The 23,092-nt window shown below is 66.8% G+C and carries 18 protein-coding genes and 1 tRNA gene; 10 read left to right on the forward strand and 9 right to left on the reverse strand.

Annotated features, from left to right (window positions below; all coding sequences use genetic code 11):
- Positions 1 to 266: 266 nt before the first annotated feature.
- On the reverse strand, positions 267 to 2,690 hold the full coding sequence (locus tag H7A86_RS07315; protein ID WP_180708066.1) for a penicillin acylase family protein: 2,424 nt from the start codon (positions 2,688 to 2,690) through the stop codon (positions 267 to 269).
- Between the two features lie 149 nt (positions 2,691 to 2,839).
- On the opposite strand from H7A86_RS07315, the gene bfr reads away from it, so the two are divergent.
- Complete coding sequence (gene bfr, locus H7A86_RS07320; protein ID WP_039511630.1) at positions 2,840 to 3,325, forward strand: bacterioferritin; 486 nt, start codon at positions 2,840 to 2,842, stop codon at positions 3,323 to 3,325.
- A gap of 285 nt (positions 3,326 to 3,610) precedes the next feature.
- Here bfr and H7A86_RS07325 read toward each other — a convergent pair whose 3' ends face one another.
- The 3 genes from H7A86_RS07325 to H7A86_RS07335 form a co-directional block, all read right to left on the reverse strand.
- The gene (locus H7A86_RS07325; RefSeq protein ID WP_119132340.1) at positions 3,611 to 4,267 is read right to left on the reverse strand and encodes a thiopurine S-methyltransferase; all 657 of its coding nucleotides are present in this window, start codon (positions 4,265 to 4,267) and stop codon (positions 3,611 to 3,613) included.
- Positions 4,268 to 4,871: 604 nt separating this feature from the next.
- Positions 4,872 to 7,115 carry a DNA topoisomerase IV subunit A gene (gene parC / locus H7A86_RS07330; RefSeq protein WP_119132339.1) on the reverse strand — a complete coding sequence of 748 codons (2,244 nt, stop codon included), beginning with the start codon at positions 7,113 to 7,115 and terminating at the stop codon, positions 4,872 to 4,874.
- A 60-nt stretch (positions 7,116 to 7,175) separates the two neighbouring features.
- Positions 7,176 to 8,027 carry an AraC family transcriptional regulator gene (locus tag H7A86_RS07335; protein ID WP_119132338.1) on the reverse strand — a complete coding sequence of 284 codons (852 nt, stop codon included), beginning with the start codon at positions 8,025 to 8,027 and terminating at the stop codon, positions 7,176 to 7,178.
- Positions 8,028 to 8,150: 123 nt separating this feature from the next.
- Between H7A86_RS07335 and H7A86_RS07340 the strand changes: the two genes are divergently transcribed.
- The 5 genes from H7A86_RS07340 to H7A86_RS07360 all read left to right on the forward strand — a co-directional run bounded on the left by H7A86_RS07340 (position 8,151) and on the right by H7A86_RS07360 (position 13,351).
- On the forward strand, positions 8,151 to 8,591 hold the full coding sequence (locus H7A86_RS07340; protein WP_104583375.1) for a MarR family winged helix-turn-helix transcriptional regulator: 441 nt from the start codon (positions 8,151 to 8,153) through the stop codon (positions 8,589 to 8,591).
- A 23-nt stretch (positions 8,592 to 8,614) separates the two neighbouring features.
- Positions 8,615 to 10,102 carry an AdeC/AdeK/OprM family multidrug efflux complex outer membrane factor gene (locus H7A86_RS07345; RefSeq protein WP_164739082.1) on the forward strand — a complete coding sequence of 496 codons (1,488 nt, stop codon included), beginning with the start codon at positions 8,615 to 8,617 and terminating at the stop codon, positions 10,100 to 10,102.
- Positions 10,103 to 10,112: 10 nt separating this feature from the next.
- Positions 10,113 to 11,306: an HlyD/EmrA/EmrK family protein gene (locus tag H7A86_RS07350; RefSeq protein ID WP_104583373.1), complete on the forward strand. Its 1,194-nt coding sequence runs from the start codon at positions 10,113 to 10,115 to the stop codon at positions 11,304 to 11,306.
- A gap of 6 nt (positions 11,307 to 11,312) precedes the next feature.
- On the forward strand, positions 11,313 to 12,893 hold the full coding sequence (locus H7A86_RS07355) for a DHA2 family efflux MFS transporter permease subunit (RefSeq protein ID WP_104583372.1): 1,581 nt from the start codon (positions 11,313 to 11,315) through the stop codon (positions 12,891 to 12,893).
- A gap of 281 nt (positions 12,894 to 13,174) precedes the next feature.
- Complete coding sequence (locus H7A86_RS07360) at positions 13,175 to 13,351, forward strand: hypothetical protein (protein WP_180708067.1); 177 nt, start codon at positions 13,175 to 13,177, stop codon at positions 13,349 to 13,351.
- A gap of 21 nt (positions 13,352 to 13,372) precedes the next feature.
- Here the strand turns inward: H7A86_RS07360 and H7A86_RS07365 are convergent, their stop codons facing one another.
- The 4 genes from H7A86_RS07365 to H7A86_RS07380 form a co-directional block, all read right to left on the reverse strand.
- Positions 13,373 to 14,278, reverse strand: a complete 906-nt coding sequence (locus H7A86_RS07365; RefSeq protein ID WP_232099285.1) for a DUF2884 family protein — start codon at positions 14,276 to 14,278, stop codon at positions 13,373 to 13,375.
- Positions 14,279 to 14,448: 170 nt separating this feature from the next.
- A tRNA-Leu gene (locus H7A86_RS07370) sits at positions 14,449 to 14,535 on the reverse strand.
- A 142-nt stretch (positions 14,536 to 14,677) separates the two neighbouring features.
- A complete protein-coding gene (locus H7A86_RS07375) occupies positions 14,678 to 16,915 on the reverse strand; it encodes a beta-glucosidase family protein (RefSeq protein ID WP_119132337.1) in 2,238 nt (745 codons plus the stop codon).
- A 118-nt stretch (positions 16,916 to 17,033) separates the two neighbouring features.
- Positions 17,034 to 18,803, reverse strand: a complete 1,770-nt coding sequence (locus tag H7A86_RS07380; protein WP_119132336.1) for a M14 family metallopeptidase — start codon at positions 18,801 to 18,803, stop codon at positions 17,034 to 17,036.
- Positions 18,804 to 19,123: 320 nt separating this feature from the next.
- On the opposite strand from H7A86_RS07380, the gene H7A86_RS07385 reads away from it, so the two are divergent.
- Positions 19,124 to 20,689: a POT-type proton-dependent oligopeptide transporter gene (locus H7A86_RS07385; protein ID WP_119132453.1), complete on the forward strand. Its 1,566-nt coding sequence runs from the start codon at positions 19,124 to 19,126 to the stop codon at positions 20,687 to 20,689.
- Positions 20,690 to 20,696: 7 nt separating this feature from the next.
- Positions 20,697 to 21,305 carry a rhomboid family intramembrane serine protease gene (locus tag H7A86_RS07390; protein WP_104532558.1) on the forward strand — a complete coding sequence of 203 codons (609 nt, stop codon included), beginning with the start codon at positions 20,697 to 20,699 and terminating at the stop codon, positions 21,303 to 21,305.
- A gap of 141 nt (positions 21,306 to 21,446) precedes the next feature.
- On the opposite strand, the gene H7A86_RS07395 is transcribed toward H7A86_RS07390, so the two are convergent.
- Positions 21,447 to 21,647, reverse strand: a complete 201-nt coding sequence (locus H7A86_RS07395) for a hypothetical protein (protein WP_119132335.1) — start codon at positions 21,645 to 21,647, stop codon at positions 21,447 to 21,449.
- A gap of 217 nt (positions 21,648 to 21,864) precedes the next feature.
- Between H7A86_RS07395 and H7A86_RS07400 the strand changes: the two genes are divergently transcribed.
- Both H7A86_RS07400 and H7A86_RS07405 read left to right on the forward strand, forming a co-directional pair.
- On the forward strand, positions 21,865 to 22,149 hold the full coding sequence (locus H7A86_RS07400; protein WP_119132452.1) for a GNAT family N-acetyltransferase: 285 nt from the start codon (positions 21,865 to 21,867) through the stop codon (positions 22,147 to 22,149).
- 47 nt (positions 22,150 to 22,196) lie between these two features.
- On the forward strand, positions 22,197 to 23,042 hold the full coding sequence (locus H7A86_RS07405; RefSeq protein WP_119132334.1) for a DUF3298 and DUF4163 domain-containing protein: 846 nt from the start codon (positions 22,197 to 22,199) through the stop codon (positions 23,040 to 23,042).
- The last annotated feature ends 50 nt before the right edge of the window (positions 23,043 to 23,092 follow it).

Below are 23,092 nucleotides of genomic sequence, written 5' to 3' on the forward strand. Positions count from 1 at the left end.
CCCGGTCGCACGGCGTGTGCCCGTACCCTCACGCCAATCCCTTTCCCGACGAGAGAGGGTTCGCGGCTGTCCTACTCCCTCCCGGAGAGGTGCTCGCGGCTGACCTTCTCCCCCCCGGAGAGGTGCTCGTGGCCGTCCTTCTCCCTTCCCTGAGAGGCGCTCGCGGCTGTCCTTCTCCCCCTCCCGGAGAGGTGCTCGCGGCTGTCCTTCTCCCTCCGGGAGAAGGTGCCCGGAGGGCGGATGAGGGCCCGCGCGAAGCCTCGTGCCTACTTCGGCTGCAGTCGCAGCGTGTAGCGGGTAGCGGTCGGCAGGAAGGGGGTCGGCCGGCCGTGCACCCAATCCTCGTGCCCCGCGCCCCAGAACGGCGACAACGGATGTCCGCTCTGGCCGCCCGGCATGTGCACGATGCCGTCCTGCTCGTGGCCGGGCGACACCACCATGCGTTCGGAGGCGCCGAAGGCCGGGCCTTGCACGCGCGGCATGTCGCGATCGCCGGGCAGCTGGTCGGGCGGCATGCACAGCCAGCGCTTGGCGAGCGCTGGCAATGCCCGCGCGATCGGGTGACAGATGGCAGCGGTATTGCGTTCGCCCCAGCTGCGTTCACTCAAGGGGCTATCCGGCGAGGCGCCGTCCTGCGCAGCGAGCTCCGCCTGCGCGTTGCGTGCCGCTTCGGCAAGCAACTGGTCCCAGTTCGCATAGGTCGGCGGCAGCAGATGCGCCGGGCGTTGCTGCAGCAATGGCCAGACGATGCCTTCCAGTTGCGCGCGACGCGGCGGTAAAAAGTCCTTGCCAAGCGCGGCTTTTGCCGGGGCCAGCAGGCCGGCTTCCACTGCGTCGATGGTCATGCCGCGAAAGCCGCGCACGATGCGATAGCTGGCCGAGCGGGTGGAGGCGTGCCCGTCCCACTGCCGTGTGGCGGCTTCGATCTGCTGCAAGGCCGGGTCCTGGCTGTGTTCGACCACGCTGCGCAACAACTGCCACCAGCGCGTGAGCAGCACGGCGCGATCGTCGAGCTGGATGGCGAGCAGATCCAACTCGTTGAAACGCTGCCTGGCGAACAAGTCGTCGCGGATCTGCTGCGCTCGCGCGCCCAGGTCGTAGCCGGCATTGCCGAGCGTGGTCAATTGCTGCGCATCGACGACGCGGCTGTTGGCGGTCCAGAGCCGGTGCGAGGGGGGATCGATCAGCGCAGGGGCGTCGTCGCTGCGCACCGGCCAGGGCAGGCAGCCGGTCGGCGCGGGTGCCGAGGCTGTGGTGACCGCAGCCGACGGCAATGCCGCGTCCGCGTGCTGCGCCGAACCCGCCAGTTCGGCGATGCCGCTCGGGCCACACCCGGCATTGCGCACCGGGCGCGCGCCGATCAACCGCCAGGCGATGCGCCCGCTGCGATCGGCCAGCAACAGATTCTGTGCCGGAATGCCCGAACGATCCGCCACCGCAAAGGCGGCCTGCAGATCGGCCGCGGTGCTCATCTGCGCAAAGTCCAGGCGGATCGCGCCGGGCAGCTGCGCGGCCCAGCGCAGCGCCAGCACGCTGCCATCGGGGTTGTCGTGCAGGATCGGTCCCCACGCACTCTCGCGGACCGCAAAACGCACCGGTGCGGCGCCGGCCACGCGAATCGTTTCGACATGGGTGGTGAGCGCCTGCGGATGGCCCGGCGTGGCCGGCGCAATCCGCGCAAAGTCGGCGGTGTCGATATAGCTGTTGGTGAAGGCCCAGGCCACATGCCCATTGCTGCCGACGACCACCGCCGGCAAACCGGGCAGGGTGAAGCCGGTGACATCCACCTTGCCGTCGGGCGCGCCGGTGTCCGGGTAACGCAGGCGTGCACGGAACCAGATGTTGGGCGCGCGCAGGCCCAGGTGCATGTCGTCGGCGACGATGGCGCGGCCGTCGCTGGTGAGGCTGCCGTCCACGGCGAAGTTGTTGCTGCCCGGCGTCGGCGGCTCGGCGCCGGGCGCGGCGGCCGGATGCGGCAGGCGGCGCAGGTCCAGTGCGGCGGCATCGGGCAGCACGGCATCGCCTTGCGCGGCGCCGAGCAGCGGGGCATCCCAGCTGGAACCTTGATGATCGAGCAAGGCCGCCAGCGCCGCCGGCACCACCGCGCGGATGCGTGCGGCTGCCAGTTCGGTCTGGTTGTCGTTGTCCTGCAGGTCGGCATACATCGCCATGCCGGTGAGGATGGAATCGTCCAGCGTCCACGGCCGCGGCGTCTGCCGCAGCAACAGGTACGGCCACGGGCGCACGCGCAGGGCGGCCAGCCCGGCATTGACGCCCTCGGTATAGGCCTGCAGCGCCGCGCGCTGGCTACCGACGGCGATATCCAGGCTGGCCTGCACGCGGGCGCGCAGCCGGTGCACGCGATTGCGCTTGTCCAGGTCCAGCGCCGCGGCGCCGAAGAGCTCGGACAACTCGCCGGCCGGTGCACGGCGCATCAGGTCCATCTCGAAGTAGCGCTCCTGCGCATGCACATAGCCGAGTGCGCGCATGGCATCGACCTGGCTGGCCGCATCGATGGTGACCACGCCACGCCGGTCGCGTTGCACGCTGACCGGTGCCGCCAGGCCCGTCAGTGCGCTGTTGCCGTCCAGCTGCGGCAGGCTGCCACGCATCAGCAGGTACACGGCCAACAGGGCCGCCACGGCCAATACCACGATTGCCAGCAGCAGCCGGCCCAGCCATTTGCGCATTGTTGTCGGGTCCTTGAGTTCGGTCACAGTGTGGCCGCCGGTCATGACCGTGGCGGGTCCGGCCGCAAGCGCAACTGAAAGTGATTCCGATTAGATCATTGCCCGGCGGGTTAGGGCACCATGCGCGCATTGCGTTGCTGGAGCACATCATGAAAGGCCATCCCGAAGTCGTCGACTACCTCAAACAGCTGCTGCGCGGCGAACTGGCGGCACGCGACCAGTATTTCCTGCACTCGCGCCGTTACGAGGACCAGGGCCTGATGGCGCTGTACGAGCGCATCAATCACGAAATGGAAGAGGAGACCGAGCACGCCGACGCGTTGCTGCGGCGCATCCTGTTCCTGGAAGGCGACCCGGACATGCGGCCGGCCGAGTTTGCGCCCGGCAAGACCGTGGTCGAAATGCTCGAGCGCGATCTGGTCGTGGAATACGAAGTCCGCGCCAATCTCGCCGCCGGCATGAAGCTGTGCGAAGAGCACGGCGATTACGTCAGCCGCGACATCCTGCTCAAGCAGCTGCAGGACACCGAGGAAGACCACGCCTGGTGGCTGGAGCAGCAGCTCGGCCTGATCAAGCGCATCGGTCTGGAGCTGTATCAGACCTCGAAGATCGACAAGGGGCATGTCGCCGGCTGAGCCCGGTGACCGGCGCTGCGCAGCCGCTGAGCGGGCGCAGCGCAGGTATGCAGTCGCGGGTGCCGGGTTGTGCTGTGCATTGCCATCGCCGCGTGGTCTGGGCCGGCTGCCGGCTGTCTACTGCAGCATGCCGCCTGGCGCGTCACACCGTTCGGCAACACCGCTGCGTGGCGCAATGCCGCGCGGTTGGTGATCGGCTCGCAAGGCGCCGATCGTGCGGCGCATGCGGCGGCCGACTGCCGTGAAGGCATGGTCTGGCTACGACGGAGCGTTTGCCAGGGACAATCAGTTGCGCTGCAGGCGATACACGCCGGTCGACAGGGCAGTGACGCCGTCGGCACGGAAGCGCGGCTCCTGGTCGAGGATGTCGCGGTGTTCCAGTTGCTGCACCTGCCATTGCGTGCCGAACAGGGCGTGCACCTCGGCAGCGTCCACCGAAAACGGCGGGCCGGCCTTTTCGGCCTGCGGATAGTCCAGGGTGATCAACAGGCCGCGGCATCCCGCAGGCAGCTGCGCGTACACGCTGTGCAGATAGCGTTGGCGCAGGCCGGCAGGCAGGGCGATCAACGCGGCGCGGTCGTAGACGGCGCTGCAATCGGCCAGCACGCCTGGCTCCAGTGCAAATGCGTCGCCGCAGATGATTTCGATCGGGCCGGCGATGAAGTGCTCGCCCGCGCGGCTGGTGTGACGCTGCGGTTGCAGGCCGGCGTCATCGAAGAAGTGCGTCACCGCCAGCGGCGACAGCTCCACACCGAGCACACGATGCCCCTGGGCGGCCAACCAGTGCAGGTCCAGCGTCTTGCCGCACAACGGCACCAGCACGCGGGCAGCTGTCGGCAATTGCAAGGCCGGCCAATGTTTTTGCAGCAGCGGCATCACCTCGTCCTGATGGAAGCCGGTCTGACCGTTCTGCCAGCGTTGCAACCAGAATGCTGTGTCCATGATGGTGTCTTGCCGGTTTGCGTTGACGAGTGACGTGTTGTCGGAATGACGGTGGCACTGCAGATCGAAATGAGCCGCTCAGACCATACCGCACCGCCGCGCGACATTTACTGCGCTTACCATGCACACCGGCCCTCTCGACTGGTCCTTGCCCGCCCCGCACCGCGGGACCTTACGCGGCATGGATGCCGAGTAAGAGCTTACAAGGACGTACTTGCGGCGTGTCCTGCGATGGTGGGCGGACAAGGGCACTGCAGCCAAGCCGCAGATCAGCCGCTCCACAACCGACGCATCCGCATCGTTCGCTCAACCTCTCGAAGCGACCGAGAGCTTGAACTTCAGCGTGTTTGGAGATCCCCAAGCCGAGCAGGTCGAGGGCGCGGCGCCCTCATCGCTTGCGGGAAACGCCGTAAATCCATTACTGGAGGGGCGGCGGCATCCATGCCGCGACAAGGCCGCGCAGGCGATGAGGACATCGCAGCTGCCAAATTCGCCGTGTGCTGATAGGAACAACAAAGCCTGCCGCGTCCATCTGGCAGTGCTTTTCTGGTCGCTAGAACCGCACGGCCCACGTGACATTGCGCTGCGCGTCAGCGAATCACCATTACTGCACTTCCAACCCGTCCACCTTTTGCCAGCCACGCGGCAACAACGCCCCGCGACTTGCACGCGCGCCCACATAGGTATCCAGATCCTTGAACGACAGGCTCATGGTGCGTGCGCCGCTGCGTACCAGCAGCGTGTTGCCCGGTGCCACCGCCACCACCGCGACCACGCGCTCGGTGCCGAGCTTGGCCTTGGGGATGTCGATGATCTTGTTGCCTTTGCCCTTGTCCAGCTCGGGCACATCGCTGGCGGTCACCGCCAGCAGATTGCCGGCACTGGTGACGGCCACGATGCGGTCGCTCTGCGGGTTGGTCACCTGCGCAGGCGTCAGCACGTGCGCGCCGGTGGTCAGGTTGAGCATCGCCTTGCCGGCCTTGTTGCGACCGGTGAGGTTTTCGAAGCGGGTGACGAAGCCGTAGCCATGCGAGGACGCCAGCACGAAGCGGGTGGCGTTGTCGGCACTGGCCATGACCTGGAATGCCGCGCCCGAGGCCGGCGAGAAACGGCCGGTCAACGGTTCGCCGTTGCCGCGTGCCGAGGGCAGGGTGTGCACCGCAGTCGAATAGGCACGGCCTTCCGAATCCAGGAACGCCACCTGATGCGTGCTGCGGCTGCGCACCGCCGCCAGCAGGCTGTCGCCTTCGCGATACGACATGCCGGCCGGATCGACCTCGTGGCCCTTGGCCGCGCGTACCCAGCCCTTTTCCGACAGCACCACGGTCATCGGTTCGCTGGCGACCATCTCGGTTTCATCGATCGCCTGGGCGGCGCCACGCTGCACCAGCGGCGAGCGACGCGCGTCGCCGAACTTCTTGGCGTCGGCGGTCAGTTCGTCCTTGATCAGCTTCTTCAGCTTGGTCTTGCTTTCCAGGATGGCCAGGATCTGTGCGCGTTCCTTGGCCAGTGCTTCCTGCTCGCCGCGGATCTTCATTTCTTCCAGGCGCGCCAGCTGGCGCAGCTTGGTTTCCAGGATGTATTCGGCCTGCTCTTCGCTGAGCGCGAAGCGCGCGATCAGGACCGGCTTGGGCTCGTCCTCGCTGCGGACGATACGGATCACTTCATCCAGGTTGAGGAAGGCGATCAACAAGCCTTCCAACAGGTGCAGGCGGCGCTCGACCTTCTGCAGGCGATGGTTGAGGCGGCGGGTGACGGTGTCGCTGCGGAAGGTCAGCCACTCGCTCAGCAACTGGCGCAGGTTCTTCACCTGCGGGCGGCCGTCCAGGCCGATCACGTTGAGGTTGACGCGGTAACTGCGCTCAAGATCGGTGGTGACGAACAGGTGGCCCATCAACTGTTCGGCGTCGACACGGTTGGAGCGCGGCACCAGCACCACCCGCACCGGGCTGGTGTGGTCGGACTCGTCGCGGATGTCTTCCAGCCACGGCAGCTTCTTGGCGCGCATCTGCTGGGCGATCTGCTCGATCACCTTGGACGGCGAGACCTGGTACGGCAGCGCGTCGATGACGATGTTGGCGTGTTCTTTCTTGTAGGTGGCACGTGCGCGCACGCTGCCGTGGCCGGTCTCGTAGATTGCGCGCAGGTCGGCCACCGGGGTGATGATTTCGGCGGTGGTCGGGTAGTCCGGGCCGAGCACGTGTTCGCACAATTCGGCAACCGTGGCATCGGGATTGTCGAGCAGGCGCAGCAGCGCGCTGACGATCTCGTTGAGGTTGTGCGGCGGCACATCGGTGGCCATGCCGACGGCAATACCGGTGGTGCCGTTGAGCAACAGGTGCGGCAGGCGCGCCGGCAGCCAGGTCGGCTCCTCCAGCGTGCCGTCGAAGTTGGGCGCCCAATCGGTGGTGCCCTGGCTGATCTCGCCCAGCAGCACCTCGGCGATCGGGGTCAGCTTGGATTCGGTGTAACGCATCGCCGCGAACGACTTGGGGTCGTCGGTGGAGCCGAAGTTGCCTTGGCCCTCGATCAGCGGGTAACGGTAGGAGAACGGCTGCGCCATCAGCACCAGCGCTTCGTAGCAGGCGCTGTCGCCGTGCGGATGGTACTTACCGATCACATCGCCCACGGTACGCGCGGATTTCTTCGGCTTGGCCGCGGCATTCAGGCCCAGCTCGCTCATCGCGAAGATGATGCGCCGCTGCACCGGCTTCAGGCCGTCACCCAGGAACGGCAGGGCGCGGTCGAGCACCACGTACATCGAATAGTCGAGATAGGCGCGTTCGGCGTACTCGCGCAGCGGCAGCTGCTCGAAGCCGTGGAAGGTGGGGCGGGTCAGATCGGTCATGTAAAGCCAGGTCCTACGAAAGAGGAGCCCGCGCCGTGGCGCGCGCTCGAAGAGCGCCGATTATCCGGATGCGGCGGGGGATGCCAAGCCGCGCGCATGCGTGCCGGCCAGATAACGCGTGGGTGGGGCGCCGAAATGGCGGTGAAACACACTGACGAAGGCGCTGGGGCTGCTGTATCCGAGCTGGTCGGCGACCTGGGCGACCGGGCTGCCCTGGCCGAGCCGCCGGAGTGCTTCCGCCAGCCGCGCCTGCTGCCGCCATTGCGCGAAACTCAACCCGGTCTCGCTGCGGAAATGCCGGCTCAGGCTGCGCGCCGACAGCCCGCCCCAGTCAGCCCAGGCGTCCAGCGGGCGCGGGTCGGCCGGCGTTTCCAGCAACTGCCGGGCGATGCGCAGCAGCCGGCGGTCGGCCGGCATCGGCAGGTGCAGGTGGTCGATCTGCACCTGCCGCAGCTCGTCCAGCAGCACCGCGGCCAGGCGTTGCCGCGCGGGGTCCAATGGCTGACCCAGGGGCCAGTCCGCTGCGCGCATGATCACCTCGCGGGCGAGTGCAGTCAGGCGGATCACCCCGCCTTGCGCGGGCAGCGCAGCGCAGGCATCCGGCCGGACCACCACGCCCCAGCCGCGCAGCGGCCCGGCCAGCTCCACGGTGTGCTGCTGCCCGGGCGGCATCCAGCCGGCGCAGCCCGGCGGCAGCGACAGGGTTCCCTGCGCGGTATGCACCGTCAGCACGCCGTGCTCCACGTACATCAATTGCCCGCGGACATGGGCGTGCCGGACCGCCTCCGGCGCCCATACCGCGCGCAGATTGGCCAGGAACGCGATCACCTCCGGTCCGTCGGCCCACTCGAAGCTGTCCCGCACACCGGGCGGCAGCGCATCGACCGTGGTTGGCGGGTTTTCGACAGTCATTGGCGCAATTGTATTACCAGGCCAGACATGTAGCCGCGTAAGGTGGCGATCCTTGCTGGCGGTTTAATACCTTCCGGGATATTTGCGTTGACAAATATATTTTTCGGAAGAAAATAGCCCGCCATGAATGACCTCTCCACCACCTCGCCGTCGTTCGGGCTGCTGTTGCGCCAGGTGCGTGACGCGCTGATGCGCCAGCTCGATGCCGAAATGAAGGGCGAGCTGCCGGACTTCGGCTTCAGCCACTACGTCGGCCTGAAGATCCTGGCGGTGCGCTCGCCCTGCACGGCCAACGAACTGGCGCTGGCGCTGGACCAGACCCCGAGCGCGGTCACCCGCCTGCTCGACAAGCTCGAAGCGCTCGGTGCGGTGCGACGCGAGCCGCATGCGCAGGACCGGCGTGCGCTGCAGATCGTCATGACCGAACAGGGCGTGGCGCTGTGGGAGCGCCTGAAGCTGCGCGGCGAACGCGCCATCGAGCATGGCCTGCGCGATCTGGCCCCGCCCGAGCGCGAGCAACTCACCTCTCTCCTCATCCGTGTCCGCGATGCACTCAACTCATGAACGCTGCTAGTTCCCCGATTCAGATGCTGCGCCTGCGCTCCACGCAGCTTGCGCGGCCGCTCGTCCTCACTGCGCTGACGCTGGCGCTGGCTGCCTGCGCCAGCAGCCGCGGGCTTGCCCCGCAGGGCACCGTGCTGGAGCCGGGCGCGCTGCATGCCGAGCGCACCCTCGCCCAGGCCAACCTGAGCCCGGCCGCCTGGCCGACCAGCGACTGGTGGCGCGCCTTGGGCGATGCGCAATTGAATGCGCTGATTGCCGAAGGCCTGCAGCACAGCCCCAGCCTGGCCGCGGCCGACGCACGCCTGCGCCAGGCGCAGGCACGCATCGGTACCGCCCAGGCCGATCGCGGCCCCAGCCTGTCGGTCTCCGGCGGCTACACCGGCCTGCAATTGCCCGAATCGATGGTGGGCGAGGAGCGCGGCGGCAGCTATGCCGGCAGCGCGCAGGTGGTGCTGGACTTCCGCTACGGCGTGGACCTGTGGGGCGGCAAGCGCGCCACCTGGGAAGCGGCGGTGGACCAGGCGCATGCGGCCGACGTGGATGCACAGGCGGCACGCCTGAACCTGTCGGCGGCGATCGCCGAGGCCTATGCGCAGCTCGACTATGCATGGCGCCTGCATGACGTGGCCAACGATGAATTGACCCGCGCGCAGAAGACCCTGGACCTCACCCGGCAACGCCGCAGCGCCGGCATCGACAGCGATCTGCAGGTGCGCCAGGCGCAGGCCCGCGTGCCGTCGGCGCAGCAGCAGCTGCAGTCGGCGCAGCAGCAGATCGACCAGGCGCGCAACGCGCTGGCCGCCCTGGTCGGGCAGGGCCCGGATCGCGGGCTGGAGATCGCGCGCCCGACGCTGGGCGCGGCCATCGCCGCGCAGCTGCCCAGCAACCTGCCGGCCGACCTGCTGGGCCGCCGTCCCGATGTGGTCGCCGCGCGCTGGCGCGTGGAGGCGGCCAATCAGGACATCGCCGCGGCCAAGACCCGCTTCTACCCCAGCTTCAACATCACTGCACTGGGCGGGGTGGTGAATCGCGACGTCGGCCAGTTGCTGGAAAGCGCCTCGGTACTTGGCGTGGTTGCGCCGGCGCTGAGCCTGCCGATCTTCGATGGCGGCAAGCTGCGCGCCAATCTGGCCGGCAGCGATGCGCAGTACGACCTGGCGGTGGCCGATTACAACCAGAAGGTGATCGACGCCCTGCGCGAGGTGGCCGACCAGGTCAACGCAGTGCGTTCGCTGGAGCAGCGCACACGCGCGCAGGACGACGCCGTGCAGACTGTGTCGGCCGCCTTCGCGCTTGCCCAACAGCGCTACCACGCCGGCATCGGCAGCTATCTGGAAGTGCTCAGCGTGCAGGAGCAATTGCTCACCGCGCGCGAGCGCATGGCCAGCCTGCAATCGCAACAACTGTTGGCCTCGGTGAGGTTGCAGCGTGCCCTGGGCGGCGGATTCACGCCGGAACCTGCGCGCGATACCGCACACGCCGAGACCACTTCCGCACAACCGAATTCCTGAGACAGCGACGATGAGCCAGACGACTCCAACTTCTTCCCAACCTGCGCCGGCCGCGCCCAGCAAGCGCCGCGCGGCGCTGCGCATCGTGGCCATTGTGGTGATCCTGGCGATCATCGGTCTTGTGGTGTGGTACTTCCTGGTCGGCCGCTGGCACGAAGACACCGACGACGCCTACGTGCAAGGCAACCAGGTGCAGATCACCCCGATGGTTGGCGGCACCGTGGTCAGCATCGGCGCCGAAGACGGCATGCGCGTGGAGCGCGGCCAGTTGCTGGTGCAGCTGGACCCGGCCGACACCGCGGTCGCGTTGCAGCAGGCCGAGGCCAACCTGGCCAAGACCGTGCGCCAGGTGCGTGGTCTGTACCGCAGCGTGGAAGGCGCGCAGGCCGACCTGTCTTCGCGCGAGGTGAGCCTGCGCAGCGCGCGTGCCGACTTCGCGCGCCGCAAGGATCTGGCCGCCAGCGGCGCGATCTCCAGCGAAGAACTGGCGCATGCCCGCGAAGAGCTGGCCGCTGCCGAAGCGGCAGTGAGCGGTTCGCGCGAGAGCTTCGAACGCAACCGCGCGCTGGTGGACGATAGCGCGGTGGCCAACCAGCCCGACGTGCAGACCGCCGCCGCACAGCTGCGCCAGGCCTATCTCAACCATGCCCGCACCGGGGTGATTGCGCCGGTGTCCGGCTACGTGGCACGCCGTTCGGCGCAACTGGGCCAGCGCGTGCAGCCCGGCAGCGTGCTGATGGCGGTGGTGCCGCTGGAACAGGTGTGGGTGGAAGCCAACTTCAAGGAAACCCAGCTCAAGCACATGCGCCTGGGCCAGGAAGTGGAACTGCATTCGGATCTGTACGGCGGCGGCGTGAACTACACCGGCCGCATCGAGAGCCTGGGCCTGGGCACCGGCAGCGCGTTCTCGCTGTTGCCGGCGCAAAACGCCAGCGGCAACTGGATCAAGATCGTGCAGCGCGTGCCCGTGCGCATCGCGGTGGATGCCAAGCAACTGGCCGGCAATCCGCTGCGCATCGGCTTGTCGATGAAGGTCGACGTCAACCTGCACGACCAGCAGGGCAGCGTGTTGCCGACCAAGTTCGCCAATGGCGCGGTGTTCTCCACCGACGTGTATGCGCAGCAGTTGCAGGCCGCCGACGCGGACATCCAACGCATCATCCAGGACAACCTGCCTGCGCAGGCTGCGTCCAAGGCGGGCTGAGCCAGCATGTCCTCGCAAGCTCCCACCGCGCCAGGCGGTCCCTCGGCACCTGCGCCCGCCGCCGGCTTTCGCCCGGCGAGCGTGGCGCTGTGCACCGTGGGCCTGGCGATGGCCTCGTTCATGCAGGTGCTGGACACCACCATCGCCAACGTCTCGTTGCCGACCATCGCCGGCAATCTCGGCGCCAGCTCGCAGCAGGCGACCTGGGTCATCACCTCGTTCGCGGTCAGTACCGCGATCGCCCTGCCGTTGACCGGCTGGCTGAGCCGGCGCTTCGGCGAGACCAAGCTGTTCGTGTGGTCGACGCTGGCCTTCACCATTGCCTCGTTGTTGTGCGGCCTGGCCCAGAGCATGGGCATGCTGGTGGTATCGCGTGCGCTGCAGGGGTTTGTTGCCGGGCCGATGTACCCGATCACCCAGAGCCTGCTGGTGTCGATCTACCCGCGCGAAAAACGCGGGCAGGCGCTCGCCCTGCTGGCGATGATCACCGTGGTGGCACCGATTGCCGGGCCGATCCTGGGCGGCTGGATCACCGACAACTACAGCTGGGAATGGATCTTCCTGATCAACGTGCCGCTGGGCATCATCGCCAGCAGCATCGTCGGCTCGCAGCTGCGGCATCGTCCCGAGCAGCTGGAAAAACCGCGCATGGACTACATCGGCCTGATCCTGCTGGTGGTCGGCGTCGGTGCGCTGCAACTGGTGCTGGACCTGGGCAACGACGAGGACTGGTTCTCCTCCGACAAGATCGTGGTGCTGGCCTGCGTTGCCGCGGTAGCGCTGGTGGTGTTCGTGATCTGGGAACTCACCGACAAGGACCCCATCGTCGATCTCAAGCTGTTCCGGCACCGCAACTTCCGTGCCGGCACCCTGGCGATGGTGGTGGCGTATGCAGCGTTCTTCAGCGTGAGCCTGCTGATCCCGCAATGGCTGCAACGCGACATGGGCTACACCGCGATCTGGGCAGGCCTTGCCACCGCGCCGATCGGCATCCTGCCGGTGTTGATGACCCCATTCGTGGGCAAGTACGCGCTGCGGTTCGACCTGCGCATGCTCGCCACCGTTGCCTTCATCTTCCTGTCGTTCACCAGCTTCCTGCGCTCGAACTTCAACCTGCAGGTGGACTTCGGCCATGTGGCCACGGTCCAGTTGGTGATGGGCGTGGGCGTGGCCCTGTTCTTCATGCCGGTGCTGCAGATTCTGCTCTCGGACCTGGACGGTCGCGAGATCGCGGCAGGGTCAGGCCTGGCCACCTTCCTGCGCACCCTGGGCGGCAGTTTTGCCGCATCGTTGACCACCTATCTGTGGGCACGCCGCACCCAGGTGCACCACGCGCACATCACCGAACACATTTCGGTGTACACCCCGGGCATGCAGGAGCAGGTCACCGCGATGGGGCAGGGCGACCTGCAACGCGGCGCAGCATCGCTGAACAACATGATCAATCACCAGGCCTCGCAGATGGGCTTCAACGACATCTTCTACCTGCTCGGCTGGACCTTCCTGGCGATCATCTTCTTCCTGTGGCTGGCCAAGCCGCCGTTCGGTGCAGGTGCGGGCGGCGCAGCGGCGGCCGGGGGGCATTAGGCGCCGGCTAACAAGGCGCTTGGCCGTTCTGACATCGGCTAAGACAACGACCTCACGTCGGTCCAGTGCAGAGCGAATGATCTGCGACTTGGCTGCGGGGCCCTTGCCCGCCCACCATCGCGGGACACGCCGCAAGTACGTCCGTGTAGGCGCTTACGCGGCATCCATGCCGCGTAAGGTCCCGCGACGGTGGGCGGGCAAGAGCCAGTCGGGATGGTCGGTTGCGTAGCGCTTCGCAAAGCAACCAACGAACCGTTTGGGGCGGTGAGGGCGCTGCAGCCTTGATCGACGCAGATGCGGCGATTCGTGTGTTTGCGCTCAACGTGTTGCTGTTTCCGGCGTCCCGCAATGCGCTGGACAGCCTTGCCGAGGCGTATGAGGCAAGCGGAGATCTCGCCCGTTCGAGCGCCATCCGGCAGCGCATCAAGGGCATGCCCGCCCCGCCAGGGAAACAATGATCCGACCGAGGGCGTGAGGCCTCAGCTGTTTGTTACTGGTTGCAGCTTGACTGCGCGGTTTGGTGGTGCGTCGCCGTTGTCAGACTTCTGTTCGGCATGCTCGGCGTCATGGCGCGGCGTGTCGTCCTGCAGGGGCGCGAGCAGTTGCAGCCGCTTGCCCTGGTAGCGGAACTCAAGCGCGTCCTGTAACTGACGCAGTGCTTGCACCTGGGTGCACAGCGCGTTGGCGTTGGCCTCGATGGTGAACGCCTGGGCGTCCAGCCTTGCATCCAGTTGGCCCTCCATCTGTTGGGCGCGTTTGTCGATTCCGTCCGAACGCCCGGTGACGATCTGCCAGAGCATGTGGCGCGCGATGCTGCCCTTGAACTGCTCGGCTTCGTGTTCGACGTAATTTGCGAAGTTGCCGCCGAAGGCCTTCTGCTCCCAACGCCCCTTGCCCAGGGTGCCGTCGACATACGCACGTGCGCGTTTACGCAGCCGTTCGATCTTGCGGGCGTTGAGCGCACTGCCTGTCATGACCTCGATGACACCGCCGAGTGCGTCGTAACTGAGGTCGATTACCTGATGTGCAATGCCGGCAACCTGCGGCATCAGTGCGCGGGTGCGCTGTTCCATCTCCCAGAGGCGTCGTGCATCGGCCGTGCTGGTCTGCTGCAGCTTGTGGTCGATGCTCAGTTCGCCGCCGTGGAAGAAAATTTCGCGTGGCCAATCGCTGTCGCGGTAAAGCCAGATGCCGCCGCTGTCGGCGAGCACGTTGAATGGTGTGCCGAGACCGCATTGCTGCGAAGACACCTGCGCGCGATGGCGCGGGGCATCCTGTTTGTCGGTCTGCTGTGCCTGTGCATGCAGACTGGCAACGGCCGGCAGCAGGGCAAGCCAGAGGAGGATGCGCATGGGGCGTGCTGCCGTCGTGGAGGCGTCGTACATGGTCGCCACAGCGACAACAGCTGGTCGCGTGTCGAAAGTCACTGGCGCCGCAGCCTTGCGACGCTGCCGATCTGCAGACATCACCGATGCCGCACACTATCGTCCCATAGCACGGCCCAGACGCAAAAAACCCCGCCTGCGCGGGGTTTTTTGCGATCTACCGTGAGTCGTGGTGCCCAGGAGAGGACTCGAACCTCCACGAAGTTGCCCCCGCTAGCACCTGAAGCTAGTGCGTCTACCAATTCCGCCACCTGGGCGACTCAGGAGGCGAATTGTGCAAGTTACGCGCGACGCTGTCAACGCATCTGGCACAAATTCTTCGTGGTGGCGGGTGCATGCCGGCCACGGGAGAAGACGGCGCGGCAGACACGCGCACTGCATACCCGCCGCGGCACGCGATCACGGCAGCTGCGCCGCCTGCAAGGTGACCTCCGCACTCTGCACTGGTTCGCCTGCCGAACGCGCCAGTTGCACGCGATAGGTACCGGCGGCAATCGTCCAGTGGCGTGTCTTGGCATCGAAGTCGGCCAGTGTCTTGGGTTCGGCGATCACCTGCACGTTGCGCTTTTCGCCCGGCTTGAGCGTGAGCTTCTGCCAGCCGATCAGGCGCAGCGGGGTGGCGTGGCCGCTGGGCAGGGTGACGTAGAGCTGCGGCACGGCGGCGCCTTCGCGCGGGCCGATGTTTTCCACCTCGAAGTTCGCCGTGAGCTGGCTGCCGTTGGCGTCCACGCGCAGCCCGCCCATGCGGAACTGGGTGTACGACAGGCCATGGCCAAACGGGTAGCGAGGGGTCAGCTTGCGCGCGGCGAACCATTTGTAGCCGACGTTGGCGCCTTCGATGGCGTAGTCGATCGTGTCTTCGCCCGGCTTGGCCGGCTTGAAGCCCAGGCCCGGAATCGACGGGCGCGGCAGCTGCGATTCGTCCACCGGCCAGGTCACCGGCAGATGGCCGGAGGGATTGACCTTGCCGGTCAGCAGGTTGGCGATCGCCTCGCCGCCGCCGATGCCCGGATACCACGCCTGCAGCACCGCCGGCACGCGCTCGGCCCAGGGCATGCGCACCGGGCCGTTGGTTTCCAGCACCACGGTGGTCCTGGGGTTGGCCCTGGCCACCGCCTCGATCAAGGCATCCTGGTTGTCGGGCAATTGCATGTCCGGCAGGTCCACCGATTCGGCCGACCATTGGGTGGCGAACACGATCGCCATATCGGCGGCCTTGGCCGCGCGTGCCGCGGCAGCGCGGTCCTTGCCGTCGACATAATCGATCTGCACGTTCGGCAACGCGGCGCGCAGTGCCTGCAGCGGCGAGGACGGATGGATGATCACCGGGCCCGGCCAGGTGGTCGGGGTGATGCCGGGCACGGCGTTGCCGCCGTTGATGGTGTAGTCCACCCGCGAGGAACCGCCGCCGGACATCACGCCCTTGTCGGCGTAGCCACCGATCACCGCGATGCGGCGCACGTCCGTGGACAGCGGCAAGGTGGCCCGCTCGTTACGCAGCAGCACGCTGCCTTCTTCGGCGACATGCTGCGCCGACAGCAGCCCGGCCTTGCCATCGATCGGCTGGCGCTGGGTCGGATGATCGAACGCGCCATGCGCGAACAGGCTGCGCAGCACGCGCTTGACCATGTCGTCGAAGCGCGCGCGCGGCACCACGCCGGCCGACACCGCCATGCGCAACGGCGCGTCGAAGAACACCGCCGCATCGAACACTTCGCCGGCCGATTGCTGATCCAGTCCGGCCAGGGCCGCCTTGGAGCCGCTGTGCACGCCACCCCAGTCGGACATCACATAGCCGGGGTATTTCCATTCCTGCTTGAGCACCTGGTTGAGCAGGTAATCGTGCTCGCAGCCGTAGATGCCGTTGATCTTGTTGTAGGAGCACATCACCGAGGCGGGGTCGCCGATCTTCAGCGCAATCTCGAACGCCAGCAGGTCCGATTCGTGCATCGCCTGCTCGCCGATCTCCGCGCTATGGAAATTGCGGCGCGTCTCCATGTCGTTGAGCGCGTAGTGCTTCATCGTCGACAGCACGTGCTCGCTCTGCACGCCGCGGATCGACTCGCCGACCATGGTGCCGGCCAGCAGCGGGTCTTCGCCGGCATATTCGAAATTGCGCCCGTTGCGCGGGTCGCGCTGCAGGTTGACGCTGCCGGCCAGCAGCACATTGAAGCCCTGCTGCCAGGATTCGCGGCCCATGGTCTTGCCGCCGGCATACGCCAGCTGCGGATTCCAGCTCGATGCCGTGGAAGGGCCGGACGGCATGGCGGTGGCGAAGTCGCCCTTGCGGATGCCGCCGGGATTGGTCACGCCCACGCCCGCATCGGCCAGTTGCTGCGCCGGGACGCCCAGGCGCGGGATGCCGGGGACATAGCCGGCCGAGCCCAGTGCGCCTTCGGGCTTGGGAATCTTGTCGGTGCCCAGGCCGAAGTAGCTGCGCAGCATCTGGAATTTTTCGTCGTCGCTCATCTGCGCGAGCAGGCGGTCGGCACGCTGGTCCGCGGTCAGGGCGGTGTCCATCCACGGCTGCGCTGCAGCGGCGGTCTGTGCGCCGAGCGGGGCGGCAAACGCGACGCTGGCGCCAACGGCGATGGCGAGCGCGAGACGGCGTGGTCGGGAATTTGTAAACGGTTTCATATCGGGATGTGGCACGAGTGGTCCTTGTGGTGCGGTTGCAATCAGGGGAGGGCAGCGCACTGCCCGTGTTCAAAGCGGGCGCGTGCGCGCCAAGGTGTTGGCCGGAATCGGTGCCGCGTCAGAACTGCGTCTGCGCGGTGCGTAACACCGGATACAAGCGGTAGCGCTCGTCCCAGGAGGCATGCAGGCGAGCGAAGAATTCCAGGCGTGCCTTCGGGTCGGCCGCGAAGGCCGCGTCGCTGGCCAGGCGCTGTTCGAATTGCGCCTTCACTGCCGGGTCGCGTTCGAGCATGTCGCGCGCGACCTCTTCGGCCACGTAATCCTCCATGTATTCCTTGCGCTCGAATGCGGTGTTGAACTGGCCCCATTGCAGCAGCGAATCCGGCGCCTGCGGTTCCAGCATTGCCATCACCAGGCGCGACCTGGGCTGGGCGATCGGCACGAACAAGGAGCCGGCCGGCACGGTGCGGGTGTCGTCGCGCCACTGCCCGGTGATTGCCAGGTTCTGGTGGCCTTCGTTGGAGCGCGCGGCAAACGTGGCGGTGTCGGCACGGAAGCTCTGTACCGGATGGGTGCCGGTGGTGGCGATGGTGTCGAAGGCGATGCCGTGCAGGCGCAGTTTCTCCGCCACCAGGGCCGCTTGCGCGGCAGGCACCAGGTAGCCGCCGCGTGGCGCATCGACCACCACGTCGGGCTTGATCTGGTCGCGTAACGGCACCTTCCACACCTGTGGCCTGGTCTCGTCGTAGCGCGTCATCAACGCCCCGGAAATCGGCGAGGGCGTGCGCGTGTAGGCGTAGCCACGGAAGGCCACGGTGCGTGCGGCCGGGCCGGCAGCGAAGCTCAACGGCTCCATCTCGCCAGCCAATTTGGTTGCACGCTGATCGGCCGCCAGTGCATCGGCGCGCCATCTGGCACCGTTGCGCGCGGCCTGCTGCAGCACCGACACGATCGCGTTGCGGGTGACGCGCACACGTACCGGGTAGGTCTTCCACGAATGCGTTTCCACCAGCATGCCGAAGCGGTTGCGCAGCAGGAAATAGCCATGCGAAAAACGCGGCGGCGACACGTCATCGGCAAAGCCCGAAGCCGGGTCGTCCTCGTGCACGAACGAGGGGTAATACGGCAGCGGCAGCGAGCCCTGCTTGGCCAGGTCGGCAATCACCGCATCGCGCCAGCGCGTGCCGTCGCGTTGCAGCGTGGCATCGCCGGCGTGCACGGGCTCCACCTGCACCGACACGTCGTGTTCGAACTTGGCGCCATCGGTGACGTGCAGGTCCACATACATCAGCGGATCCCATTGCTGGACCAGCCGCAGCATCGCCTGCATTTCCGGTGCGTCTGCCTTGAGGTAGTCGCGATTGAGGTTGAGGTTCTGCGCGGTGGTACGCCAGCCCATCTGTGCGGGGCCGCGCTGATTGGGCCGGTTCCAGGCGCCGAAGCGCTCGTGCCCGTCGACGTTGAACACCGGCACGAACACCCAGACCAGTTTGTCGAGCACGCCTTTGCCGATCTTGCCGTCCAGCAATTCGCGCAGGGCCAGAAACCCCGCGTCCTTGCCGTCGATCTCGCCGGCATGGATGCCGCCTTGCACCAGCACCACCGGCAACGTGCGTTGCGCAGCGCTGCCGGCATCCAGTGCCCCGCTGGTGGAGACGACCAGCGCCTTCATCGGCCGGCCTTCCGGGGTGGTGCCGAATTCGATGCAGCGCACCGCCTGCGGGTAGCGCTGTGCAAAGGCATCGCAGAGTGCGATGACTTCATCGTAGCGTCCGGTTTGCGCGAACCCGCTGCGCTCGGCCTGGGTGGTCAGCGGTTCGGCGGCCAGTGCGGCGGGGCAGGTGGTCAGCAGCAGCAGGCTCAGGGCCAGGCGGGTGAAGCGGGGCATCCAGCGGTCCAGTGTTCCAGGAAAACGTTTGCAATGTAGCCGAGCCGGCGCAGCAGGCCAATCTGCACTGCGTCATGACTTGCGTGTGATCGGCGTGGTTGCGGTGTATCGACGGCGGGACGGCACGCCTGGGCCGAGTCACTGGCCAGGTGTGCCGCAACGGCAGCCACCCGCCCGCCGGGTCCGCAATCAACGCCTGCCAGGTGCGGCGCTCGACGCATGCAGCGGCGCGCCCGTGGCCTTATCCCATGGTCGCGATGGCGGCCAACCGGCAGCCGCCGGTACGATAGCGCGTGTTTTTTCGCTCGACCGGACTGCCCTTGACCACTTCCACCTTGCCGGGCGCCACTGCCGGTGCACGGCTGCCGCGCCAGATTCCCTTCATCATCGGCAACGAAGCCTGCGAGCGTTTCAGCTTCTACGGGATGCGCAACATCCTGGTGCAGTTCCTGATCACCTCGCTGCTGTTGCAGGAAGTCAGCGGGCCCGGCCGTGAGGCCGAGGCCAAGCACATCCTGCACAGTTTCATGATCGGGGTGTTTTTCTTCCCGCTACTCGGCGGTTGGCTGGCCGATCGCTTCTTCGGCAAGTACAACACCATCCTGTGGTTCAGCCTAGTGTATTGCGCCGGCCATGCCTGCCTGGCGCTGTTCGAAGGCAGCCGCAGCGGATTCTTTGTCGGGCTGGGCTTGATCGCGCTGGGTGCGGGCGGCATCAAGCCGCTGGTGGCCTCGTTCATGGGCGACCAGTTCGACCAGTCCAACAAGCACCTGGCCAAGGTGGTGTTCGACGGCTTCTACTGGATCATCAACTTCGGCTCGTTGTTTGCCTCGTTGTTGATCCCGCTGGCGCTGAAGCATCTCGGCCCGGCGTGGGCGTTCGGCATTCCCGGCATCCTGATGTTCGTGGCCACGCTGGTGTTCTGGCTGGGCCGCAGGCGCTATGTGCGGGTGCCGTTGCCGCCGAAGGATCCGCACGGCTTCGGTACGGTGGTGCGCACTGCATTGCTGGCCCAGGCGCCGGGGCAGGGCCGTCCGGGCCTGATGCTGGCAATCGTCTCGGTGCTGCTGGCGCTGGCCTGCGTCGCGCTGGTCGACCAGCTCGGCATCGTCATCTGCCTGTGCATGGCGCTGGTGCTGTTGCTGGCCGGTATCGGTGGCGGCACCTGGTGGCAGCTGGAGCGTGCGCGTGGCGTCCATCCCGATACCGCGGTCGAAGGCGTGCGCGCGCTGCTGCGGGTGCTGGTGATCTTCGCGCTGGTGACGCCGTTCTTCTCGCTGTTCGACCAGAAGGCCTCCACCTGGGTGCTGCAGGGGCGCGAGATGACGATGCCGGCCTGGTTCACCGCCTCGCAGATGCAGGCGCTCAATCCGCTGCTGGTGATGCTGCTGATCCCGTTCAACAATCTGGTGTTGTATCCGCTGCTGCGGCGTGGCGGCTGGGAGCCGACAGCGCTGCGCCGTATGACCTGTGGCATCGCTTTCGGCGGCCTGGCCTGGATCACGGTCGGTGCCATCCAGATCAGCATGGACGGCGGCGAGCCGATGCATATCGCCTGGCAGATCCTGCCCTATGCGCTGCTGACCTTCGGCGAGGTGCTGGTGTCGGCCACCGGGATCGAGTTCGCCTACAGCCAGGCACCGCCGTCGATGAAGGGCGTGGTGATGAGCTTCTGGTACCTGACCACCACGGTGGGCAATCTATGGGTGCTGCTGTCGAACGTGGCGGTACGCAATGCGACGGTGACCTCCCACATCGCCGATACTGGGCTCAGTGAGGCGGCATTTCTGATGTTCTTCTTCGCGGCCTTCGCGTTTCTGGCGGCACTGGCCTTCGGCCTGTACGCGCGCCGGTATCGCATGGTCGACAATTACCGTTCTGCCTGAGGTCCGCATGATTACCCTGATCCTGATCGCCATCACCGGCATCGTCTCGTGGATGGCGTTCAACAACCGCAAGCTGGCCGACCGGCTGGTGCTGTGGCCGCCGGCGCTGGACAAGCACAAGCAGTACGACCGCCTGGTCACCTACGGCTTCATCCATGCCGACCTGGGCCACCTGGTCTTCAACATGATCACGCTGTTCTTCTTCGGCCGGGTGATCGAAAACGTGATGACCCAGCTGACCGGCAGCGTGCTGACCTATCCGCTGTTCTATCTGGCGGCGCTGGTGGTCTCGATCCTGCCCAGCTATCTGAAGAACCAGAACAACCCGAACTATCTCAGCCTGGGCGCCTCCGGCGCGGTGTCGGCGGTGTTGTTCGCCTTCATCCTGCTGCAGCCGTGGACCATCATCCTGGTGCTGTTCATTCCGGCGCCGGCGATCATCTACGCGGTGTTCTACGTCGGCTACAGCCTGTGGATGGACCGCCGCGGCGGCGACCGCATCAACCACAGCGCGCACCTGGCCGGTGCCGCGTTCGGCGTGATGTTCATGCTGATCATGGAGCCGCGCGTGCTGCAGGTATTCCTGGAGCAGCTGTCCAACCCGCGCTTCGGCTGATAGCGGCGGGCACACGCGCCGCTGGCCGCAGGCGGGCATGCGCGCTAGGTCGAAGTGGTGGCAATAGCGGGTCGCCTTGGGCGACCGGGCCAGGACCAGCGCCAACGCGCGATGGGTCCTGGCGAGTGATGCGATGCCGGCTCAGGCCGCGTCGCGCTTCTGCCCGTTACCGACGCTGCTGGTGGGCACCGCGCCGTAGGCCTGCTGCAGGCGCTGGTACACCGTGTCGTTGAGCTGCGCGAAGTCGGGGTTGTGGGTGTCGCCCTTGATGGCGAACTGGAACAGGCCTTCCAGCAGCGAGCTATCGCTGTCTGCGCTGTGTCCTGCCGAATCGGTGTTCATGCGGTGACTCCTCGTAGGTAAGGCGAAGGCCTTGGCAGGTCGTACCGCCCCCAGTGGCAACGGGCGCCTTCGGCTGAGCTATCGGCGCGGCGCGAGCGAACTTAAGTGCCTGCTCGGCAGGCTGCGCGGGCAGTCACGGCATCGATTCATTTTCACGCAGGCGCGGCGCCGCGCTGGTCACACTGATCGTCATCGTCACTGCCTCGTGCAGACCACCATGGAGGCAGCGAAAGTGCAGGCAGATCACGATTCCGCGCAGCAGCTTTTCAGCGTAGACACCGATGGACAACGCGCCGAGCTGGCGTACCGTCTGGAAGGCGAGCGCATGACCATCACCCACACGCAGGTGCCGGACGCGATCGCCGGGCGTGGCATTGCCGCAGCGCTGGTCGAGGCGGCCCTGGCCCATGCACGGCAGCAGGGCTACACGGTCGTGCCTGCCTGCAGTTACGCGCAGGCGTATATCCGGCGGCACCAACAGTTTCAGGATCTGCTGGCCTGAGCGGCGGCGGCGAGTCTTTGCAGATGTATCGAAGGGAGCAGGCGGGAATGGGGCGGTTGTCAGGAGTGAACGCAGTCGGGGGCTTGCTGATGCTGGCCGTGCTGGCAGGCTGTAGCCAGCGCGCGCCGACGACGGCCGAATCGGCAGAGCCGGCCGCTGAGGCGAGCGTTGCGACGGCACCGCCGGCAGAGCCGGTGCTTGTGCAAAGCGGACCGCTGGAAGACGTGATTGAGCACGCGCCCGCCTATATGGTGGGTATCAGTTATCCGCGCGGGCTGGACGCATTTCCCGAACTGAGCGCGCTGATCCGCAGCTATGCGCAGGCAGCGCGTGCCGAACTCATGCAGGCGGTGTCCGGGCTCGGCAACGACAAGCCGGCTGCGCCCTACGAATTGTCGCTGGCGTTCGAGACCGTGTTGCAGACCCCGGACCTGATCGTCGTGTCCGCCGACGGCAGCCGCTACACCGGTGGTGCGCATGGCGAACCGTTGGTGGCGCGCTTCGTCTGGCTGGTCAAGGAGCGCAGGCAATTGACTGCGCAGGCCCTGATTCCGGACCCGGCAGGCTGGGAGGCGATCGGGCGCGAGGTGGCGGTGCAATTGCACAACGCCGCCGCCCAACGCGTGGAAGCCGAGCGTGTGCCGGTCGAAGAGCAGGCCGCGCAAGTGGCCTCGGCCGATCGCATGATTGCCGAAGGCACTGCGGCGCAGGTCGACAACTTTGCCCAGTTCGTGCCGGTGCTCAATGCTGCCGGGCAGATCACCGCGCTTCGGTTCGTGTTTCCGCCGTATCAGGTGGGGCCATACTCGGATGGCACGCAGACGGCCGAGGTCGCTGCCTCGACGTTGTTGGCGTGGGTCGCGCCGGAATATGTACATCTCTTCGCACGCTGAGGTGTCACCCGGCAGACGATGTGATTGAATGGCTTGGCCATTCAGTAATG

It is taken from the genome of Xanthomonas euroxanthea (assembly GCF_903989455.1).
GTDB lineage: Bacteria > Pseudomonadota > Gammaproteobacteria > Xanthomonadales > Xanthomonadaceae > Xanthomonas > Xanthomonas euroxanthea.